At 69.7% G+C, this 20807-nt stretch carries 15 protein-coding genes and 2 pseudogenes; 10 read left to right on the forward strand and 7 right to left on the reverse strand.

What is annotated here, in order from left to right; all coding sequences use genetic code 11:
- Positions 1 to 253: 253 nt before the first annotated feature.
- Positions 254 to 361, forward strand: a pseudogene (locus tag OG587_RS38805) (helix-turn-helix domain-containing protein); the annotation flags it as partial.
- A gap of 624 nt (positions 362 to 985) precedes the next feature.
- Here the strand turns inward: OG587_RS38805 and OG587_RS38810 are convergent.
- Positions 986 to 2128, reverse strand: a complete 1143-nt coding sequence (locus tag OG587_RS38810; RefSeq protein ID WP_329083809.1) for an RNA-guided endonuclease InsQ/TnpB family protein — start codon at positions 2126 to 2128, stop codon at positions 986 to 988.
- 25 nt (positions 2129 to 2153) lie between these two features.
- On the opposite strand from OG587_RS38810, the pseudogene OG587_RS38815 reads away from it, so the two are divergent.
- The 3 genes and pseudogenes from OG587_RS38815 to OG587_RS38825 form a co-directional block, all read left to right on the forward strand.
- Positions 2154 to 2321, forward strand: a pseudogene (locus OG587_RS38815) (transposase); the annotation flags it as partial.
- Positions 2322 to 2540: 219 nt separating this feature from the next.
- On the forward strand, positions 2541 to 5906 hold the full coding sequence (locus OG587_RS38820; protein ID WP_329083810.1) for a DEAD/DEAH box helicase: 3366 nt from the start codon (positions 2541 to 2543) through the stop codon (positions 5904 to 5906).
- A 184-nt stretch (positions 5907 to 6090) separates the two neighbouring features.
- Positions 6091 to 7035: an SWIM zinc finger family protein gene (locus OG587_RS38825; protein WP_329083811.1), complete on the forward strand. Its 945-nt coding sequence runs from the start codon at positions 6091 to 6093 to the stop codon at positions 7033 to 7035.
- Between the two features lie 192 nt (positions 7036 to 7227).
- Here OG587_RS38825 and OG587_RS38830 read toward each other — a convergent pair whose 3' ends face one another.
- Positions 7228 to 8829, reverse strand: a complete 1602-nt coding sequence (locus tag OG587_RS38830; protein ID WP_329083812.1) for a GDSL-type esterase/lipase family protein — start codon at positions 8827 to 8829, stop codon at positions 7228 to 7230.
- 462 nt (positions 8830 to 9291) lie between these two features.
- Between OG587_RS38830 and OG587_RS38835 the strand changes: the two genes are divergently transcribed.
- Genes OG587_RS38835 through OG587_RS38850 form a run of 4 tightly spaced genes read left to right on the forward strand, consistent with a single transcriptional unit; the run spans position 9292 to position 11975 of the window.
- Positions 9292 to 10281 (forward strand): DUF418 domain-containing protein, encoded by a 990-nt coding sequence (locus OG587_RS38835; RefSeq protein ID WP_329083813.1) that lies wholly within the window; start codon positions 9292 to 9294, stop codon positions 10279 to 10281.
- Positions 10278 to 11075, forward strand: a complete 798-nt coding sequence (locus OG587_RS38840) for a carbon-nitrogen hydrolase family protein (protein WP_329083814.1) — start codon at positions 10278 to 10280, stop codon at positions 11073 to 11075. The genes OG587_RS38835 and OG587_RS38840 overlap by 4 nt, the downstream gene beginning before the upstream one ends.
- Before the next feature lie 10 nt (positions 11076 to 11085).
- Complete coding sequence (locus OG587_RS38845) at positions 11086 to 11547, forward strand: hypothetical protein (RefSeq protein WP_329083815.1); 462 nt, start codon at positions 11086 to 11088, stop codon at positions 11545 to 11547.
- Positions 11544 to 11975: a hypothetical protein gene (locus OG587_RS38850; protein WP_329083816.1), complete on the forward strand. Its 432-nt coding sequence runs from the start codon at positions 11544 to 11546 to the stop codon at positions 11973 to 11975. Before OG587_RS38845 ends, OG587_RS38850 begins: the two co-directional genes overlap by 4 nt.
- Before the next feature lie 133 nt (positions 11976 to 12108).
- Here OG587_RS38850 and OG587_RS38855 read toward each other — a convergent pair whose 3' ends face one another.
- The 4 genes from OG587_RS38855 to istA form a co-directional block, all read right to left on the reverse strand.
- Positions 12109 to 13605: a carboxyl transferase domain-containing protein gene (locus OG587_RS38855; protein WP_329083817.1), complete on the reverse strand. Its 1497-nt coding sequence runs from the start codon at positions 13603 to 13605 to the stop codon at positions 12109 to 12111.
- A 49-nt stretch (positions 13606 to 13654) separates the two neighbouring features.
- Complete coding sequence (locus OG587_RS38860; RefSeq protein WP_329083818.1) at positions 13655 to 14812, reverse strand: CaiB/BaiF CoA transferase family protein; 1158 nt, start codon at positions 14810 to 14812, stop codon at positions 13655 to 13657.
- 334 nt (positions 14813 to 15146) lie between these two features.
- Entirely contained in the window at positions 15147 to 15953 is an 807-nt protein-coding gene (gene istB, locus OG587_RS38865) for an IS21-like element helper ATPase IstB (RefSeq protein WP_329093758.1), read from the reverse strand.
- Entirely contained in the window at positions 15953 to 17194 is a 1242-nt protein-coding gene (istA, locus tag OG587_RS38870; protein WP_329083819.1) for an IS21 family transposase, read from the reverse strand. Before istA ends, istB begins: the two co-directional genes overlap by 1 nt.
- A gap of 365 nt (positions 17195 to 17559) precedes the next feature.
- Between istA and OG587_RS38875 the strand changes: the two genes are divergently transcribed.
- Both OG587_RS38875 and OG587_RS38885 read left to right on the forward strand, forming a co-directional pair.
- Entirely contained in the window at positions 17560 to 18600 is a 1041-nt protein-coding gene (locus OG587_RS38875; RefSeq protein WP_329083820.1) for a phage baseplate protein, read from the forward strand.
- A 653-nt stretch (positions 18601 to 19253) separates the two neighbouring features.
- Positions 19254 to 19589, forward strand: coding sequence for an NUDIX domain-containing protein (locus OG587_RS38885; protein ID WP_329083822.1), 336 nt, complete (start codon positions 19254 to 19256; stop codon positions 19587 to 19589).
- 186 nt (positions 19590 to 19775) lie between these two features.
- Here OG587_RS38885 and OG587_RS38890 read toward each other — a convergent pair whose 3' ends face one another.
- The gene (locus OG587_RS38890) at positions 19776 to 20270 is read right to left on the reverse strand and encodes an NUDIX hydrolase (protein WP_329094134.1); all 495 of its coding nucleotides are present in this window, start codon (positions 20268 to 20270) and stop codon (positions 19776 to 19778) included.
- Between the last annotated feature and the right edge of the window lie 537 nt (positions 20271 to 20807).

Consider the following 20807-nt stretch of genomic DNA (forward strand, 5'->3'; position numbering starts at 1 on the left):
CGAGACGTACCGCTCGCCGGAAACCCGATCCGGGCCTCACGTCACCGGTGCGGCCCGCCCGCGCGGCCCCCGGTCGCCCGAACCCGCCCCGGCTCCGGCGCTTGCCCCCGACGTAAGGTCATGGTTTCCACTGGGGGCATGAAGCCCGTTCCCCTGATCTACCTCGCCTCGTACGCCCTGTCGTTGCTGGGAAACTCGATCGCCGTGGTGGCTCTCCCGTTGACGGAGTAGCGAGCTGGCGTCACTCGCGGACGTGACGGTCCGTACGCTGCGCCACTACCACCGGATCGGCGTCCTGCCCGAGCCCGGGCGCGACCCGAGCGGATACCGGCGCTACACGATCCACGACCTGGTCAGGTTGCTGGGCGTCAAACGGCTGGCCGCGCTCGGGATCCCCCTCGACAAGGTGGCGGGCCTCCTCGGCTCGGAGGAGGACCACCACGATCTGCTGAGCGACCTCGAGAACGAGCTCGACACTCAGATCGCCCGCCTCACCAGGCAGAAGACGATGCTGGGGATCATTCGCCGGCACCGCACCCTCCCCGATGTGCCCCCGGAACTCGCGCGGTTCTTCGAGGCCTTCGCCCTGTCGGGCACCTCACCGGCGATGAACAGGATCGACCGGGAGCAGTCCGTTCTTCTCGCGCATCTCGTCGGCGAGGCCGGCATCGAACACCTCACCGGGTTCTACGAGCACATCGCCGCACCCGGCACCGTCGAGGTGGTGACAGGGCTCGCCCGGCGCTTCGACCGGCTGGACGCGGACGCGGGTCCGGCGGTCGTCGACCGCCTCGTCGACGACTTCACGGATCAGGTCGGGACGATCGTCGTCGAGTTCACCGGCCGGAACGGGGGCGCCGATCTCCTCGACAAGGAGCTGTACGGGCTCTTCGACCAGTACATGCGCGATGCCGTCAGCTTCTCGGCCGTAAACGACCGAGCTTGCAGCTCCTCGCCGTCAATGGCTTCGACGGTCCGGTCCGCGTCAGGCAGCGTGACTCACTGCCCAGCCCGTCTCACCGCGTGCGGCGATGTTGCGGGCTGCGTTGACGTCCGCGTGCTCAGCGAAGCCGCACGACATACACGAGAAAGAGGCTTGATCGATCCGGTTCTTGCGGTCCACATGCCCACACGACGAGCACTGCTGGGAGGTGAAAGCCGGATCGACGTAGATGACAGCGACCCCGGCCCGGGCCGCCTTGTAGCCGAGGAAGCCACCTAGCTGGTGGAAGCTCCAGGAATGCAGCGTGACCCGCTGGGGCTTGCGAAGCCGTACCCGGTCCCGGATGCCCTGGAGGTCTTCCAGGGCGATGCCGGAGCCGGTGCGTTCTGCCTCGGTCACGATCTGCTTGGCGATGACATGATTGGTGTTGGCGGCGAACCGTGCTTCTTTGCGGCGGCGCTGCTTGAGCAACCGCTTGGCGGACTTGGTGCGCTTGGCCTGCAAGCGGCGGCGTAGCTCGCGCCGGCGGTGCCTGACCGCGTTCAGAGCCCTGCCGCAATGACGGGCTCCGTCGCTGGTGGTGGCGATGTTGACGATGCCCAGATCCACCCCCAGGAAGGCGTCCGGGTCCTTGACGCGGGGGTCGGGCAGGTCGCAGGTCGCGATCAGGAACCACATGCCGTCCCGGTAGGCCAGATCGGACTCGCCCTTGCGGTGTGCCGACAGGGTCTTGAGCTGTTCGGCGGACGCGGTGAACCTCAGGTTCTTCAGCCTCCCGGCCACCGACCAGATCGACACCGTCCGCGCGTCGATCTGCCAGGACAGGCAGCGGTCGTCGAACGGCTGGGCGGCTTCGGCGCGGAAGGCGATCGGCGTGGATTCGGCCCGTACCCGGCGGGCAGAGCCCACCTTGCCCAGGTTCCCGGCTCGGATATTGGCGTGCAGGGTGGCGTAGGCGTCGGCGACCTTCTTGATGACGTGCTGCGCGGCCTGGGCGGCCAGCCCGTACCCGTCCTTGATCTGCGTGTAGGTGTGCTTGCGCAGGTCGTAGTTGCGAAACGTGCGCTGCTCGTGGGCGTGGCGGGAGACCTGGCAGGCGGCCGTGTTGACCGCGCGCAGGGTCGCCTCCAGTGCCGTCGCCTGCTCGGGCGTCGGCAGGAGCTTCACCTGCACCACCAGTCTCATAATCGAACAAATTATCATTCGGTCCATGTCACCGCGATGGGAACCCGATCCCGATGTCCGCAGAGGCCGCACCGTCGTCCACAGCCTCCACGCCCATTTGGTCTTCATCCCCAGATACCGGCGGAAAGTGTTCACCGACGAGATGCTGCACCGCTGTGAGGCCATCATGATCGAGGTATGCGCAGAGGATGGCGATCTCTCGGATCATGGAAAGGCTGGAAGCGCTCACCGGCCCGTCGGCGTGAGAGCCGGTCACCGGTGAGCACCGCGCCCAGGCCTCGGACGCCTTGGGAGCAGGCGTCCCGCTCCCCGGACGACCTCGGGCGCGAGCGTTCGGGTCCACCTCGGGTAACACCGCCGCGGCGCCTTTCCCACTGCTACGGTTTTTCGCGACGGGGGAAGGGGCGTGCGGGTGCTGTTCGTTCACGGGGCCTGGGTCGGCGACAGGCTCGCGCTCTGGGCGGAGGATCCGGCCGGACGCTCCGGGGGCCCATCACGGGCGAAGGTCCGCCCGCATCCGTTCGCGGCCCCCGTGGCGAACATGTCGAGAGACCTGCCGCTCTGGGGCGACGCCGCGAAGACGGCGGTGGGCGGGGCCGTCGCCGGCGAGCTCGTCCTGCTGCTGCCGGGTTCGGCGCGAGGCCCGCTGCCCTCCTCCGGCTCGGAGGTGGAGATCACCACGCGGCGGCCGAGGATCGGCTCCTGGCGAGTGCCCGCCCTGCTGGTCGGGCCGGGCGCGGCGCTGGACCTGCTCGACCGCGTCGACGAGATGGCCCGTCTCCCCGCGGAGGCGTACGAACCCGGCGAGTCGCTCGATGAGACGCACGAACTCGACGGGTTTCCCGTAGAGGCGTACGAACCCGACGAGCTCCACGGTGAGACGCACAAACTCAACGAGTTTCCCGCGGAGACGTACGAACCCGACGAGTCGCTCGGTGAGACGCGCCGGCCGGGTGAACCCTCCGGTGAGATGCCCGAGAACGCTCGGCGGGTGCCGATCCCCGGAGCCTCCCTGCGGTATCTCGCCGCCGTCGCGACGTACGCCCGCGAGCTGGTCCGCGATGGCCGGGTGCTGCCCCAGCTCGTCACCGAGAACGGCGGCCACGCGGCGCGGTGGCGTCCGGTGCTGACCGGCCCCCGCGCCGCCCGCTTCCGCGATCTCGCCACCGCCATGCCCCCCGTCTGCCGGGCGGTCGCCGAGGAGCGACCCTCCACCCAGGTGTTGAGCGAGGCCCTGGCCTGCCTGTCCGACGCGGCGGTACGGCGGGCGCTCCCCGACCGCCTGCTCGGCGGGCGCCGCCCGGGGGCTCGCGCCCCCCTCACGGATCGCTGGATCGTCGCCCTCACGGGAGAGGACGCCACGCTCCTCGGCCTGACGCGAGCCGCGGCGGGCGAACTGGCCGAACCGCTCCGGGAGTGGTTCGGGTCGGCACACCTGCTCGACGCCCCGGTGAGGGTCTGTTTCCGTCTGACCGAACCCGAACCCGAACCCGAACCCGAACCCGACTTCGACTCCGACTCAGGTTCCGGTTTCGGTTTCGGTTTCGCCCCCACCTCCGGTTCTGGCTCCGGAGCGGGCGGTGATCTCGTCGCGGAGCGTGGAGGGCGACCGCGATCCGACGCGCGGGAGGACGGCCCCTGGCGGGTGGAGTTCGCCGTCCAGTCGGCGGAGGACCCGAGCCTCTACCTGCCCGCGCCGCTCATCTGGGCCGGTGAGACCGCCCCCGGCCTGCCCGCCCGCCCCGAGGAGACGCTGCTCGCGGGGCTCGGCCGGGCGACGCGGCTCTACCCGGAGGTGGAGGAGGCGCTGCGCGGTCCCCGGCCGTCGGAGCTCGTCCTCGACACGGCTGGCGCGTTCGCGTTTCTCCGCCACGCCGCCCCGCTCCTGCAGTCGGCCGGGTTCGGCGTACAGCTGCCCGCCTGGGCCGGGACGACCAGGCTGGGGCTCAGGCTCACGACCCGCTCGCAGAGGACAGGGCCGGGAGCGGCCTCCGACCAGGGGTTCGGACTGCGGCAGCTCGTGGACTTCCGGATGGATCTGGCGATCGGCGACGAGACGATCAGCGAGGAGGAGCTGGCGGAGCTGGCCAGGCTCAAGGTGCCGCTGGTCCGGGTACGGGGCCGGTGGGTCGAGCTGGACGACCGGCAGCTGAGCGCCGCGCTGAAGGCGTTCGAAAGACGCCGGGCGGGTGAGATGACGGTCGGCGAGGTGATCCAGGAGGTCGTCCACGGAGGTGACGACGAGTTGCCGATCGTCGGGGTGGACGCCGACGGTCTCCTCGGCGACCTGCTGTCCGGCGAGGCCGACCGCCGCCTCGAACCGGTCCCTACCCCGGCCGGTTTCCACGGCGTGCTCCGGCCGTACCAGGAGCGCGGGCTGTCCTGGCTCGCCTTCATGTCGGACGTCGGGCTCGGCGGCGTCCTCGCGGACGACATGGGGTTGGGCAAGACCCCGCAGACCCTGTCCCTGCTCCTCAACGAGCGCGCGGCGGGTGGTCGGCCGGGAGCGACGCTGCTGGTCTGCCCGATGTCACTGCTCGGCAACTGGCAGAAGGAGACCGCCAGGTTCGCCCCCTCCCTGGACCTCTACTCGCACCACGGGGCCGCCCGGCTGCGCGGGGAGGAGCTGGCCCGGCGGGTGGAGGAGGCGGATCTGGTGCTCACCACGTACGGCACCGCGCTGCGGGATCGGGAGGCCCTGGCGGAGCTGGTCTGGTCGAGGGTCGTCTGCGACGAGGCGCAGGCGATCAAGAACAGCGCCGCCGGGCGGGCGCGGGCCGTACGGTCGATCCCGGCGAGGAGCAGGTTCGCGCTGACGGGCACGCCGGTGGAGAACCACCTGGCGGAGCTCTGGTCGATCATGGAGTTCTGCAACCCCGGCCTGCTCGGCCCGGCCAGAACGTTCAGGAAGCGTTACCAGGAGCCGATCGAGCGCGACGGCGACAGCGTGGCGACGGCCGCGCTCAGACGCGCCACCGGGCCGTTCGTGCTGCGGCGGCTCAAGACCGACCGCTCGATCATCTCCGACCTGCCGGACAAGCAGGAGATGAAGATCTGGTGCACGCTCACCCCGGAGCAGGCCACCCTCTACCAGGCCGTGCTCGAGGACATGATGACCAAGATCGCCGACAGCGAGGGCATCGAGCGGCGCGGCAACGTGCTCGCGACCATGACAAAGCTCAAACAGGTCTGCAACCACCCCGCCCAGCTGCTCAAAGACGGCTCACGACTGGCGGGCCGGTCGGGGAAACTCGCCCGGCTGGAGGAGCTGGCCGAGGAGATCGTCGCAGAGGGCGACAAGGCCCTGGTCTTCACCCAGTACACCGCGTTCGGCACCCTGCTGCAGCCCTACCTCGCCGCCCACCTCGACCGGCCGGTCCTCTGGCTGCACGGCGGACTCCCCAAACGCAAACGCGACGAACTCGTCGAGCGCTTCCAAAGCGACGACGAGCCCATGCTGTTCCTGCTCTCCCTCAAGGCGGCCGGCACCGGCCTGAACCTGACCGCCGCCACCCACGTCGTCCACGTGGACCGCTGGTGGAACCCCGCCGTCGAAGACCAGGCCACCGACCGGGCCTTCCGAATCGGCCAGACCAGAAACGTCCAGGTCAGAAAATTCATCTGCCTCGGCACCCTGGAGGAGCGAATCGACGAGATGATCGAACGCAAGAAGACCCTCGCCCAGAGCGTGGTCGGCACCGGCGAGGACTGGATCACCGACCTGTCCACCGACCAGCTACGCGAGCTGTTCCGGCTCGGCTCGGAGGCCGTCTCGTGACGGGGGACGGCGAGCGGACCGGCGTGCGGGCCGCGTCAGGCGGATACCTCCAGGTCGGACACGACCTGGGCAGGCACGCCCCGGGGAGACACGACCCGGGCGGGTGCGGCGCGGGGAGACATGTCCCGGGCGGGTGCGGCGCGCTTCACGGGTGCGCCCGCGAACCGGCGGCGAAAGAGGCGCGATGAGCGGGAAGGGCTGGTTCGACTCCTCCGGGCCGATCCGGGTCGAGGGCGGCATGCGGGTGCGCAGCAGGCGGGGCTCGATCGGCGAGCGGTGGTGGTCGCGGCGGTTCATCGACATCCTGGAGCGCGTCTGCGACAGCGGCAGGCTCGGCCGGGGGCGCTCGTACGCGCGCTCGGGCCAGGTCCTCGACCTGGAGCTCGAACCGGGACGGGTCGCGGCGCGGGTCCAGGGGTCGAGGAGGAGTCCCTACCGGGTCGGCATCGAGATCACCGCCTACGACGCGGACCAGTGGCGAACGCTCGCCGGAGCGCTCGCCGCCCAGGCCCTCCACCGCGCGAAGCTACTCGCCGGGGAGATGCCGCCGGAGATCGAGGACGTCTTCCGCGGGTGCGGGCTGCCGCTCTTCCCCGATCAGCGCGACCTGGACATGAACTGCTCGTGTCCCGACTGGGGCTTCCCCTGCAAGCACCTGTCGGCGGTCCTGTACGTGCTGGCCGAGGCCTTCGACGACGACCCGTTCCTGGTCCTCGCCTGGCGGGGCATGGCGAGGGACGCCCTGCTCGACGCCCTCCGCCAGACGGGCGGCGACACTGCCGCCGAGGACCGCGCGGCACGGCCGGGGCCGCTCGACGTGACCGACGTGCCGTTCGCCGACCGGCTGGCGGACTTCTACGAGCCCGGCGCCTCGCCCGCCCGCCTGCGGGACCGGACGGCGCCGCGGGCGGGCCCGCCCGACCTGCTGCTGCTCGCCCTCGAACCGCCTCCGCTCACGGCGCGGCGCGTCCCGATCGTGGACCTGCTCCGGCCCGCCTACCGGGCCCTCGCGCAGGACGGTGACACCCTCGCGGAAAACGGTGACACCCTCGCGGAGGAACGCGAAACCCTCCCCAAGGACGACGCTTCCCTCGCGGGGAAACGACGAGGCCCTCGCAGGGAACGGTGACGCTCTCGCGGGGGGCGACGGATTCTCGCAGGAGACGGTGCCGGTCTCGCGGCGGACCCGGGGACCCGGGGACCCGGAAGAACCTGGGGAACGACGACGCCCTCGGGAGGGGCGGAAACGTCCGAACCGGCGGGTCGCCCCGCCGGTTCGGGTCATCGGCGATCGGCCGACGACGGTACGAGATCCAGGCGGTCAGCCGGTGACGATCTCGAACTGCTCCCAGGGGCCGACCGCGTCGCGGTTGGCGATCAGCGGCTGCGCGCCCCCACCCTCGGCGCACACGTACTTGTTGTTGACCCGGGCCCGGAGGCTGACCGAGCCGTCCGGGTTGCTGGTGATCTGGAAGGTCTCCCAGGCACCGGCGGAGGGACGGTTGGCGATCAGCGCCTGCGCCCCGGCGCCCTCGGCGGACACGAACTGGTTGTTGAGCTTCGCGCGCAGTCCCACGTTGCCGTTGCCCAGGTCGACGCGCTCGAACTGCTGCGCGGTCCCGACGGACGTCCCGTTCGCGATCAGCGGCGAGCCGTTGGCGGCGGTGACGTAGCGGCCGTTGGCCTTGGCCCGCAGGCCGATCACCGACGGGACGGGCGTGCCCGGCGTCCCGAACCAGCTGAGGTTGACCGCGTTGGCGACGGCCTGCAGACCCGCGTCGTTGGGGTGCAGGTGGTCGCCGGTGTCGTAGGCGGGCAGGAACATCGTCGGGTTGGCCGGGTCCCTGGTGGCGGCGTCCTGGTCGAGCACGCCGTCGCAGCCGCTGCCCGCGCCGCGGACGAACGCGTTGTAGGCGACACGCTGGTTCTCCGCGTCCTGCGACCAGGCCGACCAGCCGCGGTACGGGGTCAGCGTGGAGCAGACGAACTTGACGTTCCGCTGGTGGGCGCGGGCGATGAGCTGCTTGAGGCCGTCGATGAGCTGCGCCGCGCGGGTCGGCGGCGAGGTCGACGTCAGGTCGTTGATCGGGGCGTCGGAGAGGACGACCCAGCGGACGTCCGGCTGGGAGAGCACGTCGCGCTCGAAGCGGTTGATCGCGCTCTGCCCGGCGCCGTCGGCCAGTAGCCGGTTGCCGCTGATGCCCTGGTTGAGCACCCCGACCACCCGGCCGGAGTCGGCCAGGCGGGCGGCCAGCCGGTTGGGCCAGCGCCGGTTGGCGTTGAAGCTGGAGCCGACGCCGTCGGTGATCGAGGCGCCCAGCGTGACGACGGCGCCCTGCGAGGCGGCGTTCTGCACGTCCAGGTTGGCCAGGAAGTAGTAGCTGCCGACCTGCTGGGCGTTCGCGAGGCTCGCGTTCCCTGCGACGTTGCCCGAGGCGATGTAGTTGGTCTGGGTCGACATCTGGTGGTAGGTCGCGGGACCGGTCGGCTGCGGCAGGTAGATGCTGACCGCGATGTCCGACTGGGCGGCGACCGTGAAGGCGATGGAGTCGCTGACCGCCAGCCCGCCGACGGGGATGGTGACGGAGCGCTGGCCGCCGAAGGTCACCACCCGGTCGGTGGCGAGGTCGACGCCGGAGTCGGAGGTGCGCCGGGCCACGTGCACGTTGTCGATGGTCACCGGCTGGTTGCCGAACGCGTTTGAGAGCTGGACGCGCGCCGCCGTACCGCCGATGCCGGTGCGCACGATCTGGCGGATGGTCTGCTGGTTGAAAGTGGTGCCGCTGCTCTGCGGCGAGGCCGCCCAGGTGCCGGTCCAGGCGGCGGCCGCGGCGGCCGGGCCCGCCGTCGTACCGGCCGTGCTCGCCGCCAGGACGGCCGCGAGGGCCACTGCGAACAGACGGGAAAAGCCGCGTCGTCTCATGGATTCTCCTGCGAACCGGTGTTACCGCGAACCGAACCCGCGAGACGGCCGTGTTACGGACACCCCTCGCCATAGTTCAGCACTTGAATTAACCAACGTGAGATTAGAGCGGTGAATAAATCCCGTCAAGTCATAGATAGGAGGTATTACCGACTCTCCTCCGGAAAGATTGCCCGGTCACCCCATTGCATCGTTCCCAGACGCATGATTTTCCGGACATCCCTCCCGACAGGCCCGGCACACCCGTCCAGATCTTCCCCGATAGGTCCGACCTATCGAGGTACCGGCGAACCGGAACGGTCCCGGCCAGACCCCGGAACGAAGCGCTTCGTCCGCTTTCGCGGTGGCCGACTTCGACATCACCCCGGCCGGCACGCCGTCCACCGCCCCGGCCGTCCGGGCGCCGGTGAATGAAGGGGTCGTCTATGCGTAGGTGATTATGGGGTGGTACGTCTATTTCCTGTGACCCGACTGACCCGACCGATCGGACCGGCGGAACCAACCGGACCGACCCGGCTCCACGAGCTCGACGTGCTCCGCGGCTTCGCGGTGTGCGGGATCATGGTGGTCAACACCTGGCAGCACACGCGTGAGCATCTGAGGGAGTCGGATCGCAACGCGGTCGACTGGGCGATCGACAACCTGCTGCAGAGCAGGTTCTATCCGATCTTCTCGTTCCTGTTCGGGCTGAGCTTCGTCCTCTTCCTGAGGTCGGCGGCCGAGCGGACCGAACACCCCCGGGCCGTGCTGCTGCGCAGGCTCGCGGTGCTCGCGGCCCTCGGCGCGGTCCACCAGTTCTTCAACCACGGCGAGGTGCTCCTGCCGTACGCGATCTTCGGGGCGGTGGTGCTGCTGCCCGCCTCGTTCTTCCACCAGCCCGCGGTGGTGGTGCTGGGCGTCGCCCTCACCGCGTGGGCGGTGCACCAGGGCGGCGGGACGATCCTCATCCCCGGCCTGTTCGTGCTCGGCATGGCCCTGATGGAGCGCCCGCCGCCCGGATGGCTGCTGCTCCCCTCGTTCGTGGCGAGCGTGGTGCTGGGCGTGACGCTCACCTGGCTCTGGATCCGCATCGCCAAGGATCCCGCCCTCTTCTACGGGGCCGTCTACCCGGCCGCCGGGCTCGCCGCCGCCACGGCCTACTGCACCGGGCTGCTGCTCCTGCTGCGGACCCGGCTGCGCGACTCCCTGCTGGCGGTCCTGGCCCCGCTCGGCCGGATGGCCCTGACGAACTATCTGATGAGCACCCCGATCATCCTGCTCTTCGTACCGCTGCTCATCACGGACACGACCCGGCTCGCCGGTGTGGCGCTCTCCGCCGCCGTCCTGGTGTTCCAGGTGCTCTTCAGCCGCGCGTGGCTGGCCAGGTTCAGGTACGGACCGCTGGAATGGGCGTGGCGGAGCCTCACGTGGATGGAACGAGTGCCGAACAGACGGATAGGGTCACACCCGTGACACGCATCGCCCTCTGCCAGATCCCGGTGGCCGAAGATCCCTCCGCCAACCTGAGCCGTGCCCTCGGCGCCCTCGCCGAGGCCGCCTCGGGTGGCGCCGAGCTGGTGATCTTCCCGGAGGCCACCCTCACCCGGTACGGCAGGCGCGTCACCGAACTCGCCCAGCCGCTGGACGGGCCGTTCGTCACCGGGCTGGCCGGGGCGGCGCGGGAGCACGGCCTGGCGGTGATCGCGGGGGTGTTCGAGCCCGCCGCCGAGGGCCGGGTCCACAACACCGCGGTCGCCATCGGCCCCTCGGGCTCGATCGAGGCCGCCTACCGGAAGATCCACCTGTTCGACGCCTTCGGCGCCCACGAGTCGGAGCTGGTCGCGCCGGGGGACACCCCGGTCGTGGTGGAGCTGGCCGGGCTCCGGGTGGGCCTGGTCACCTGCTACGACATCCGCTTCCCCGAACTCACCCGCGCTCTGGTCGACCGGGGGGCCGAGATGTTCGCGGTGATCGCCGCGTGGGGTTCGGGGCCGATGAAGGAGGAACACTGGACCACCCTCGTCAGGGCCCGCGCGATCGAGAACACCACCTGGGTCGCGGCCGTGGGTCAGGCTCCGAATCCGGAGGCCCGCGACGGCTTCGGGATCGGGCGGAGCATGCTGGTCGATCCAATGGGAGTGATACGCACCGACATGGGCAGCACCCCCGCCGTGCAGACGTGCGAAATCGACTCGCAGATCACGATTGCCACCCGGAATGCCCTGCCGTGCCTGGAACACCGGCGGCTCCAGGTCGGCGGATCGTAAAATGCCGACCGTGAGTGAGCCACCTGGGCGTAGAACGCAGATGCAGAAGGTCATACCGCCTCGGCTGCTCGTGCCCTATCTGGCCAGCAGACGCACCGTGATCTCGGGGTACGTGTACCGGGTTCAGGACTGCGCGCGGCTGACCACCCCCGCGCAGCTCTTCGCCGGTCTCGACCTGGGGTTCGAGGGCTCGGAGCTGGCCGCAACGGTCCCGGAGATCTACCTGATGCGCTGGTTCGCCCGCGACATGGACGCCTATGTCGTGCCGTACGGCCCGCACATGGGTGGTGACTGGAACGATTCACCACCCTTCGCCGGAAACGGCTTCACCACCTCGCGGGAGCACGTCGTGCCGCAGTTCCACACCACGCCCATGCCGATCCCCGCCGGGGCCGAGATCATCCACGTGGTCCCCGGCGAGGAGCGCCTCTTCGGCCTCTACGACGGCCTGAGCTGGCGGCCCGCCTCATGAGCGCCGAGATCGAGCCGGTGGCCTCGGGATTCGCCGCCCGCTACTCGGGCCGTACGTACGCCGCGGCCCTCGGTCCCGGCAGCGCCGAGGTGGTGCTGTTCAACGAGGAGGCCCAGAAGGGCTTCGAGGCGGCCTCCGGCTACTGGCGGCTGGTCGTCGCCCGCGAGGACCTCGACTGGCTGGTGCTGGTCCGCACGGTCGGCGCGTTCGGCGGGGAGCCGTGCCTGGTCCTCGACGTCTCCGAGGAGAACGGCGAGGAGAGCCTGCACATCGCCTACACCGGGCACAGCGGGATGAAGGCCGAGGCGCTGGGTTACTGGATGGTCGACCACGGGGCGTACGAGGTCGTCGTCCCCCGCGACGAGGTCTTCTCCATCAGGATCGAGCGCCTGCCCGTCCCCCTCGTCCCGGAGGGCGCTGAGCCGTAGCGCCCCCGGCGCCCGCCACCCGCCGCTGCCCCGTACGGGTACGCGCGTCACGGGCCGGCAGGACGGTGGGGCGGCGCGACCGGCGAAACCGCCGAGCAGTGCCGGGCAGTGCCGAGCAGCGGGCCCGTCGCCCTCAGCTCGCGCCGAGCCTGCGGTAACGGGCCAGCCGGGCGGCGAGGCGGTCGGCGGGGGCCTGTTCCAGCAGTCCCGCGATCTCGTGCTCCAGGGTGCGCGCGACCCGGACGCAGAACGCCTCCGGCTCGTAGGCGGCGTCGGGGAACTCCGGGATGATCCGGTCGACGAGGCCGTCCCGGCGCAGGTCGGTGGATCTCACGCCCTGCGCCGCGGCGATCTCCGGGGCGAAGTCGACGCTCCGGTACAGCAGCGCCGAGGCCCCCTCGGGAGACAGCGGCGACAGCCAGCCGTGCTGGGCGCAGAGCACCCGGTCGGCGGGGAGCAGCGCGAGGGCGGCACCTCCCGCGCCCTCCCCCAGCAGCAGGCACACGGTCGGGGCGTCGAGCATCACCAGATCGGCCACGGAACGCGCGATCTCCGCGGCCAGGCCGCCCTCCTCGGCCGCCTTGGACAGCGCGGCCCCGGCGGTGTCGATCACGGTGACCAGCGGCAGCCCCAGCTCGGAGGCGAGACGCATGCCCCGCCTGGCGACCCGGAGCCCGGCCGGGCCGAGCGGGGCGTCGATCCGCTGGTGCCGCCGGTCCTGGCCGAGCACGACCGCGGGAGCCTCGCCGAACCTGGCCAGGGCGAGGATCAGCCCGGGGTCGTTCTCGCCCACGCCGGTGCCGTTGAGCGGGGTGACGTCGGAGGCGCCGAGCTTGAGCAGCGCCCGCACCCCGGGGCGGTCGTCGCGGCGCGAGCGGCTGATCGCGTCCCACGCCTGGACCGTCGGGATCCGCTCGTCCGGCTCGGGCCCCGGATCCAGGCCCCGCCGGGGGGCGCACAGCACGGCGAGCGCCCGTACGGCGACCCGCCGGGCGTCCTCCGCCGACACGACGGCGTCGACCAGGCCGTGGGCGAAGAGGTTCTCCGAGACCTGGACGCCCTCGGGGAACGGGTAGCCGTGCAGCGACTCGAACACCCTCGGCCCCAGGAAGCCGATCAGCGCGCCCGGCTCGGCGGCGGTGACGTGCCCGAGCGACCCCCAGGAGGCGAAGACGCCGCCGGTGGTGGGATGGCGCAGGTAGACGACGTACGGCAGTCCCGCGGCGCGGTGCGCGGCCACGGCGGCGGTGATCTTCACCATCTGGACGAAGGCCACCGCGCCCTCCTGCATCCGGGTCCCGCCCGAGGCGGGGGCGGCCAGCAGCGGGAGTCCCTCGGCGGTGGCCCGCTCGACCGCGGCGGTGAGCCGCTCGGCGGCGGCGACCCCGATCGAACCGGCCAGGAAGGAGAACTCGCACGCGACGACCGCCACCCGGCGCCCCTCGAGCAGGCCCTCTCCGGTGATCACCGACTCGTCGTATCCCGTCTTGGCCCGGACCGCGGCCAGCTCCTCGGCGTACCCCGAGCCGGACGCGGCGGGGTCGGTGGGCGGCTCGTCCCACGACAGCCACGTCCCGGAGTCGAGGAAGGTGTCGATCAGCGTGCGCGCGTCGGGCCGTGCCGGGGTCATGCCCGCGCTCCGCGGGACGGCACACGGGCGTGGGCGGGGGGTGTGCCGGTCATCGCTCCCGCTCCTCCAGCCAGGCGAGGACCTCGTCGCCGTGCTCGCCGAGGGCGGGCGGGGCGGCGTGGCGCACGGGAGGGTCGCCGTCGAAGCGGAGCGGCGGTCCGGGCAGCTCGATGGTGCCGAGCACGGGGTGGTCCACCTCGACGACCAGGCCCTGGGAGCGGGTCTGGTCCCAGGCGTAGACCTCGTCGATGGACCTGATGGCCCCGGCGGGCACCCCGGCCTCGCCGAGCGCGGCCAGCCAGTGCCCCCTGTCGTGCTTGGTGAGCGCCTGCTCCATGTCGGCGATCAGCTCATCCCGATGCGCAAATCTTTCCCTATTGGTCGCATATTTCGCGACATGTGGGTCGATGTCCAGCAGGGCGGCGACCTTGCGCCACTGCACGTCGTTCGCCGCCGCGATCTGGATCATGCCGTCGGCACAGTGGAAGGCGCCGTACGGGGCGATGGAGGCGTGGTGGTTGCCGCCCGCCCGGGGCACCTGGCCGCCCACCGTCCAGGCCGTCCCGTGGTAGGAGTGCACCCCGGTCACCGCGGCCAGCAGCGAGGTCCGCACGACCTTGCCCCGCCCGGTCCGCTCCCGCTCGTAGAGCGCGGCGACCACGCCGTACGCGCCGTGGATGCCCCCGAGCAGGTCCGCGACCGAGGCACCCACCCGGTACGGCTCCTCGGCCGACGGGCCGGTCAGGCTCATCAGCCCCGCCTCGCCCTGCGCGATCTGGTCGTAGCCGGGCCTGCCGCCCTCCGGGCCGTCATGGCCGAAGCCGGTGATCGACAGGACGACCAGGCGGGGGTTGAGCTCGTGCAGCCGCTCGACGGAGAAGCCGAGCCGGTCCAGGACCCCGGTGCGGAAGTTCTCCACCAGCACGTCGCTCTGCCGCACCAGCCGCTCGATGAGCGACTTACCCTCGGCGGACTTGAGGTCGACGGCGATCGACTGTTTGTTGCGGTTGGCCGCCAGGAAATAGGTGGAAATATCGTGATCGGGGCCGACGAACGGCGGACCCCAGCCCCGCGACTCGTCACCTCCTGCGGGATGCTCCACCTTGATCACCCGGGCGCCCAGGTCACCGAGCATCTGCGCGGCGTGCGGGCCCGCGAGCGCGCGAGAGAGGTCGAGGACGACGATGTCGCCGAGTGCTCCCTGCAAGATCAACCTCCGGTGCGTGATGGCCGGCCCGGCCGACGAGGACTCCCCCACTCCCGGCCCGTTCGCCATGAGACCACTTGGCACGACATCCGGACGGAGGAACACCCATGATCTCCCATACCATCACCGGACGGGACGGTAGGGGGCGAGATCACGAGGATGTATCAGTCGCGATCTCCCTCTCCCCGTACGATTCCGGCCGGGAAGAAACGGGGGGCACCAGCGAAAGTTCTCCTCATCGGCGATGAGCTTTACGGGAGATCTGTGTCGACGTCGTCCGAACCGTGACCCCCTATCGGCGTCTGAAAGCTGACCCCTGTCGTGTACTTGATTGTTACTGGTCATTGCTGGGATTGGCCGCTGGCACGCGGCCAAGGTCACGATTTTTGAGGCGGTAGCTGTCTCCCTTCAAGCTGATGACTTCGGCGTGGTGGACCAGGCGGTCGATCATGGCGGCGGCCACGACATCGTCGCCGAACACTTCTCCCCAGCGTCCGAAGGGTTTGTTGCTGGTGACGATCAGACTTGCCCGCTCGTAGCGGCTGGAGACCAGCTGGAAGAACAGGTTGGCCGCCTCGGGTTCGAAGGGGATGTAGCCGACCTCGTCCACGATCAGCACCGGGATCCGAGACAGCTTGATGAGCTCGCCCTGCAGCGTGCCGGCGGCGTGGGCGTCGGCCAGCCGGGCGACCCATTGGGCGGCGGTGGCGAAGGCGACTCGGTGGCCGGCTTGACAGGCCCGGATGCCCAACCCGATGGACAGATGGGTCTTGCCGGTTCCGGGCGGCCCGAGGAAGACCACGTTGTCCTTGGCGGTGACGAAGTCCAGCGTGCCCAGATGTGCGATGACCTCGCGTTTAAGAGAACGCTGGTGGTCGTAGTCGAAGTCTTCCAACGCCTTGCGGGCCGGAAAGCGGGCGAAGCGGATCCGGGCCTCGCCGCCGTGTGATTCCCGGGCGGCGACCTCGCGTTGCAGACACGCGGCCAGAAACTCCTCATGCGTCCACGACTCGGCCCTGGCCCGCTCAGCCAGCCGATCGATGGCCGCGGCCAGGGACGGGGCCTTGAGCACCCGGGTCAGATAGGCCAACTCGGCCGCGACGTTACGTCCACTGCTCGGCTGGGTTTGGGCGGTGGCCATCACGCCACCCCCTCGACGCCGAGCAGTGCATCGTAGTCACTCAATCGGCGCTGCTCGACCTCGACCTCGACCTCGACCTCGGCTTTGGCCGGGGCAGCGGCGGTGCGCAGGCAGGTGCGGCGCATCGCGGCAGCGGCTTGGGCATGCAGCGCATCGGTGATGGTCTGGTGCGGCGCCCAGCACCGCCGGTGGCGGCCCACCAGCTGCCCGCCGCAGGTCACGGTGACCTCCTCCAAGTCGGCGACCACCTCCACCAGGCGGCCGATCACCGAGGGGTGCACCGAGTAGTCACACGAGGCGACACGCACATAGTGATCACGCGCCAGCCGAGTCGAGGTGCGCCAGCCAACGGCCGGCGCGACCGGTGGCAACGCCACCATCGCCGCCAGGTCGACGTGCAGCCGATCCAGCGGCCGACACTGGATGCGCCGGTGATGACGGCTGTTGGCCTGGGGGAGCCAGTTGGCCAGTTGGGCGTTGAAGTCCTGCGGGCAGGCAAACTCCCTGCCGGGCAGAAACGAGGTCTCCAGATAGCCGTTGGCCCGCTCCACCATCCCTTTGGCCTCGGGATCGCCCGGCCTGCATTGCAGGATGCCCACTCCCAGCGCTCCGCGGAAGGCGTTGGCATCCGCTGTGAGCTGCGGTTTGCCGCCCCGCCACCGGCCGATCGCGCTCTCGTTGTCCCATACCAGCGTCTTGGGCACCGCGCCCAGCTCCGACAACAAAGCCCAGTGTCCGGCGAACAGATCCCCCGCGGTGCGCGAGGGTAGCATCCGGGCCATCATCCACCGCGAGTAGCCGCTGACCATGACCAGCACCGGCGGGCTGGCCAGATGCCCGGCTCCCACCGCCACCTTCACCGGCGGGAACCACAGATCACACTGGGCCAGCTCGCCCGCTTGATAGGCGGTCCGCGACGCCGGATCGACCGGCTTGAACTGCGGCCGCAGCACACGGATTCGGTCTTTGAGGACCGTGAGCGACCGCGTCCAGCCGATCCGCTCGGCGATCACCGTCGCGGGCATGGTCGGAAACTGCGCCAACAGCGCCCGGATCTGCGGCTCGGCCGCGTCCACGATCGATCCCTTGCTCGGCCGCTCATACTTCGGCGGGCTGTCGGCCGCCAGCGCCCGTTTCACGGTGTTCTTCGAGATGCCCAGATGCCGAGCGATCGCCTTGATCGGCATCGCCTCGGCTCGATACAACCGGCGGATCTCCGCCCAGTCCTCCACCTTGATCACCCTCCAGAGTGACTACAAGGGGGTCACCATTCGGCCGTCGCCAGGGGGTCACCGTTCGCGCGTCGTCAACAATCTGCAGCACTTCGCATCTTCCCGAACCGAGGATGCTCTCGGTCGGCCGCGATGACAGGACGAAAAGGGCTCAGCGAACGATGTCGATTCACCCGGGGATATCTGTACAGGTCAGGCCCGGCCGAAGGGCGCGACATCGCCCGTTCGGGTTCGGTGGAGGCCGGACGGGTGGCAGACGGCCTGTCCCTCATTCCCGCGCCACCGGTCAGGGGTTCTGTCCTGACCGGATCTAGCAAGTAAAAGAAGATCTACGATTACATAGGGCTCCTGTTGCCCAATAGACAGGAGGTCCTGTGTCATCGAGTAACCAGGAAACCCCACCCCTCAGCCGGAGACGACTGTTCCAGGTCGGCGGTGGTGTCGTCGCCGCGACAGCCGCCGGCTCTCTCCCGTTCGTCGACGCGGGCACCGCGCACGCCGACGTGGACCCCAGCCTGCGATTCAATTTCGCGGGGGCCGGAGACGATCCGATCGTCAGGAAGTCGCTGCACGCCAACTGGGTGATGCAGTCGTTCGCGTACGACAACGTCAACCGGCATGTCTACTTCGTGCAGCACAACTCGGAAAACACCAACCCCGAACGTGCGGGCGACATGTGGGTTACCAAGACGGACCTCAACGGTAACGAGCTGGGTTCCATGGCCCTGCACAATTTCGGGCACGGTGTGCAGATCGGTGTGGAGCCCTACAACGGGGCCGTCTACCTGTGGACGGAGTGGCAGGATCGGAATCCGCCCACCGATTTCGGCAACAAGATCGGGCGTTTCAAGTTCGTGGACGGCGGGGTCCTTGAGAAGAACAGTGGCTCCGTCCAGGACCGGACCCCCACCCTCGCGAACATGCACCCCGTGTCGGCCAATCCCCAGCCCGCGATCGATCCGAGCACCGATCGGCTGGTGGTGAGGTTCAGGGACGTGAACAAGAACATGCGTATCGTGCTGTTCCGCATGAGCGACGCCCGAGCCGGTCGGCTCGGCAGCAGGTACCGGCTCGCCGAGCGGGCGCTGCCGACGAGGGACGCGGCCTGGGCCAAGGCGAATCCCTTCCAGGGTTTCACGGCCTACGGCCAGTACGCCTACCTGATCGAAGGCGGAGTGAGCGACACCTCCTATCTCACCGCCATCGACCTGAACGGCGTGGGGCAGAGCATCGCGCAGGACAGGTGGCCGACGGCCGCCGGCCAGAGCCTGCCCGGCCGCGAGCCACAGGGGATGGCGATCTGGCTCGTGACCGCGGGCAACGGGGCGGTCCAACCGCGACTGGCCTTCGGCTTCCACTCGAACAACGCCGGTGTCCGTCAAGCCAGCGTTTTCTACAAGAACACGTTCTGGTAACCCGCGCGAGGAGTACTTGAGGGGCCGCCCGCGAGCGCATCGCGCCCTTGCCGGGCGGCCTGCCGGCGAGATCGTTCACTGAGCCCGTTCCAACCTGATAGCGCAGGTCATGGCTCGTTGGGACCACCGGCCTTGGCACCGGAACGGAGAAGCCTTTGACAGAAGGGTTGTCGACCAAGACCAACCATCACATCACCTGGCGCATCCTGCGGAAACTCCCCTGCTGCCCTCTCCGCACAGGCCGGCTGGCCAAAACCATCCTCACGCTTCAACGACGTGAGGCAGGATGAAAACGCTCAATGAGCAGCGACCCGCTGAGCAACCAAAGAATTTCCCCCTTTTCCCTCTTAGAACTGCAGGTCAACAAGTGTCGGCCCTGCTTCTGTGGGGATGTCCCTGCGGGGACACATCCCGCCCACATAGATGGGGGTTGGCCGGGGACAGGAAAATGATTGGTTCTGGTGCTCTCAGGCGCTGAGTTCCAGGAAATCCCGGACGCTCGGAGTGTGGCGGTGTCGACCGCGAGCCGATCGTGGAGACCCCGGCGGATGCGCTCGCGACATTCCAGGCCGGTGAACTGGACGCGCTGTTCTTGGGAGACTATCTCGTGGAAAAGATCTGATCGAGGCAACTGACCTGGGAGGATGGCGATTGTGAGTACCCCGAGGATACGCGAGGCCGCCCGCGCCATTGTCCTGGACGAAACCGACCGCGTCCTGCTGCTTCGCTACGACGAGGGCGACGGGGTCTTCTGGGCCACTCCCGGCGGGGCACTCGATCCCGGTGAGGACCATCTGGCCGCCGCCCGCCGGGAACTCGCCGAAGAGCTCGGCGTGATCGACGTGGAGCTCGGCCCAAAGGTCGCCACGCGCAGCAAGGAGCACCTAATCCAAGGAAAGATCACACAGCAGATCGAGAGCTACTTCATCTGTGCGCGCAAGGCGAGGGAATTGTTTGGAGGCGGATCATCCCCGCAGGCGCGGAGCTGACCGCGGCCTGCAGGTCGATGTACGACCGGTGGCGGGACCATCTCTGCGGGCACCTGCGGGGATGGTCCTTGCTCGATGGCAACATTGGTCGTGCCGAACGCGTCGGCCCCGCCCGCGCGGGGATGGTTCCAGTGGACTCGCCCTGGCCCCACACTGATCCGGTGCTTGGTCCGAGACCTAACCCGGTCAGCTCACCGGACGTCCGTCCTCCAGGTAAGCCACCGTGCCGTCGGTCGCGGCTCGCAGGCCGGCGGCGATCCGCCGGCCCAGCGGCGCCGATACCCGGTCGGGCACTTGATCCGGGGTGACGAACGCCCAGTCGGCCAGCTCATCGGCGGGAAGCCGGATCGCGGCGATCTGCGCGGAAGTGAGCATTCCGCCGTCATACAGGAGGATCAGCCCGTCCGGCCAGCCGGGTCGGGCCGGGATCCAGTCGATCGCCAGTACGCGGCCCACCGGCCGGTCCAGGCCGAGTTCCTCGGCCACCTCCCGCCGACACGCCGCCAGGGGAGACTCTCTGGCATCGACGGACCCTCCGGGCACCTCCCACAGCGGTTTGTAGACCGGATCGACCAGCAACACCGCGCCCGCCGCATCACGGATCAACGCGCCCGCGGCCATCCACTTTCGCGCCAGCGACGCCGCATACGGATCCAGCGGCACCGCACTCGGGTCCTGCATCGTCACAGGTACGACCGTAGCTCGCCGCCCCGCCCACAGCCAGAAGGACGAGGGGCAGTCCCACGCCCGCGGGGACGCTTCGGACAGCCCTGAGGGCATGTTCGGCCACGACTGGCCGGCCCCGCGCCCGCGGAGACGGTTCGGCAAATGACCGCGACCGAATCCTGGATCAAGGTTGGCTGGATCGCCACCACCGTGCCGCCATCGCCCCTTCAGCCGTCAATCCGGTTGTCGACTCGGCCGCCATATCGCCCGCCATCGTGATCGCCAACTTGGTTGCCGATTGCGGGTTCACCACCGTTGTTGGTCTCACTGTCGGCGCTCGCAGCCACCCCTCGGCCCCCTCCTTCTTATCCGGGGAGTTTTTCTCGCGTTAGGCCAGCCCATACCCGGAGGTCATCCGGGGAGACCATATCGAGTCTCCCCGGATAACCTCACTTATCCAGGGAGTCTCGCGGGACGGCACAAAGAAAGTAGCGGCGAACCGTGCTCACCACTGAAGCCGCCCGAACCATCGCCGCCACCACGGCATCCGCG

It is taken from the genome of Streptosporangium sp. NBC_01469, assembly GCF_036227305.1.
Taxonomy (GTDB): domain Bacteria; phylum Actinomycetota; class Actinomycetes; order Streptosporangiales; family Streptosporangiaceae; genus Streptosporangium.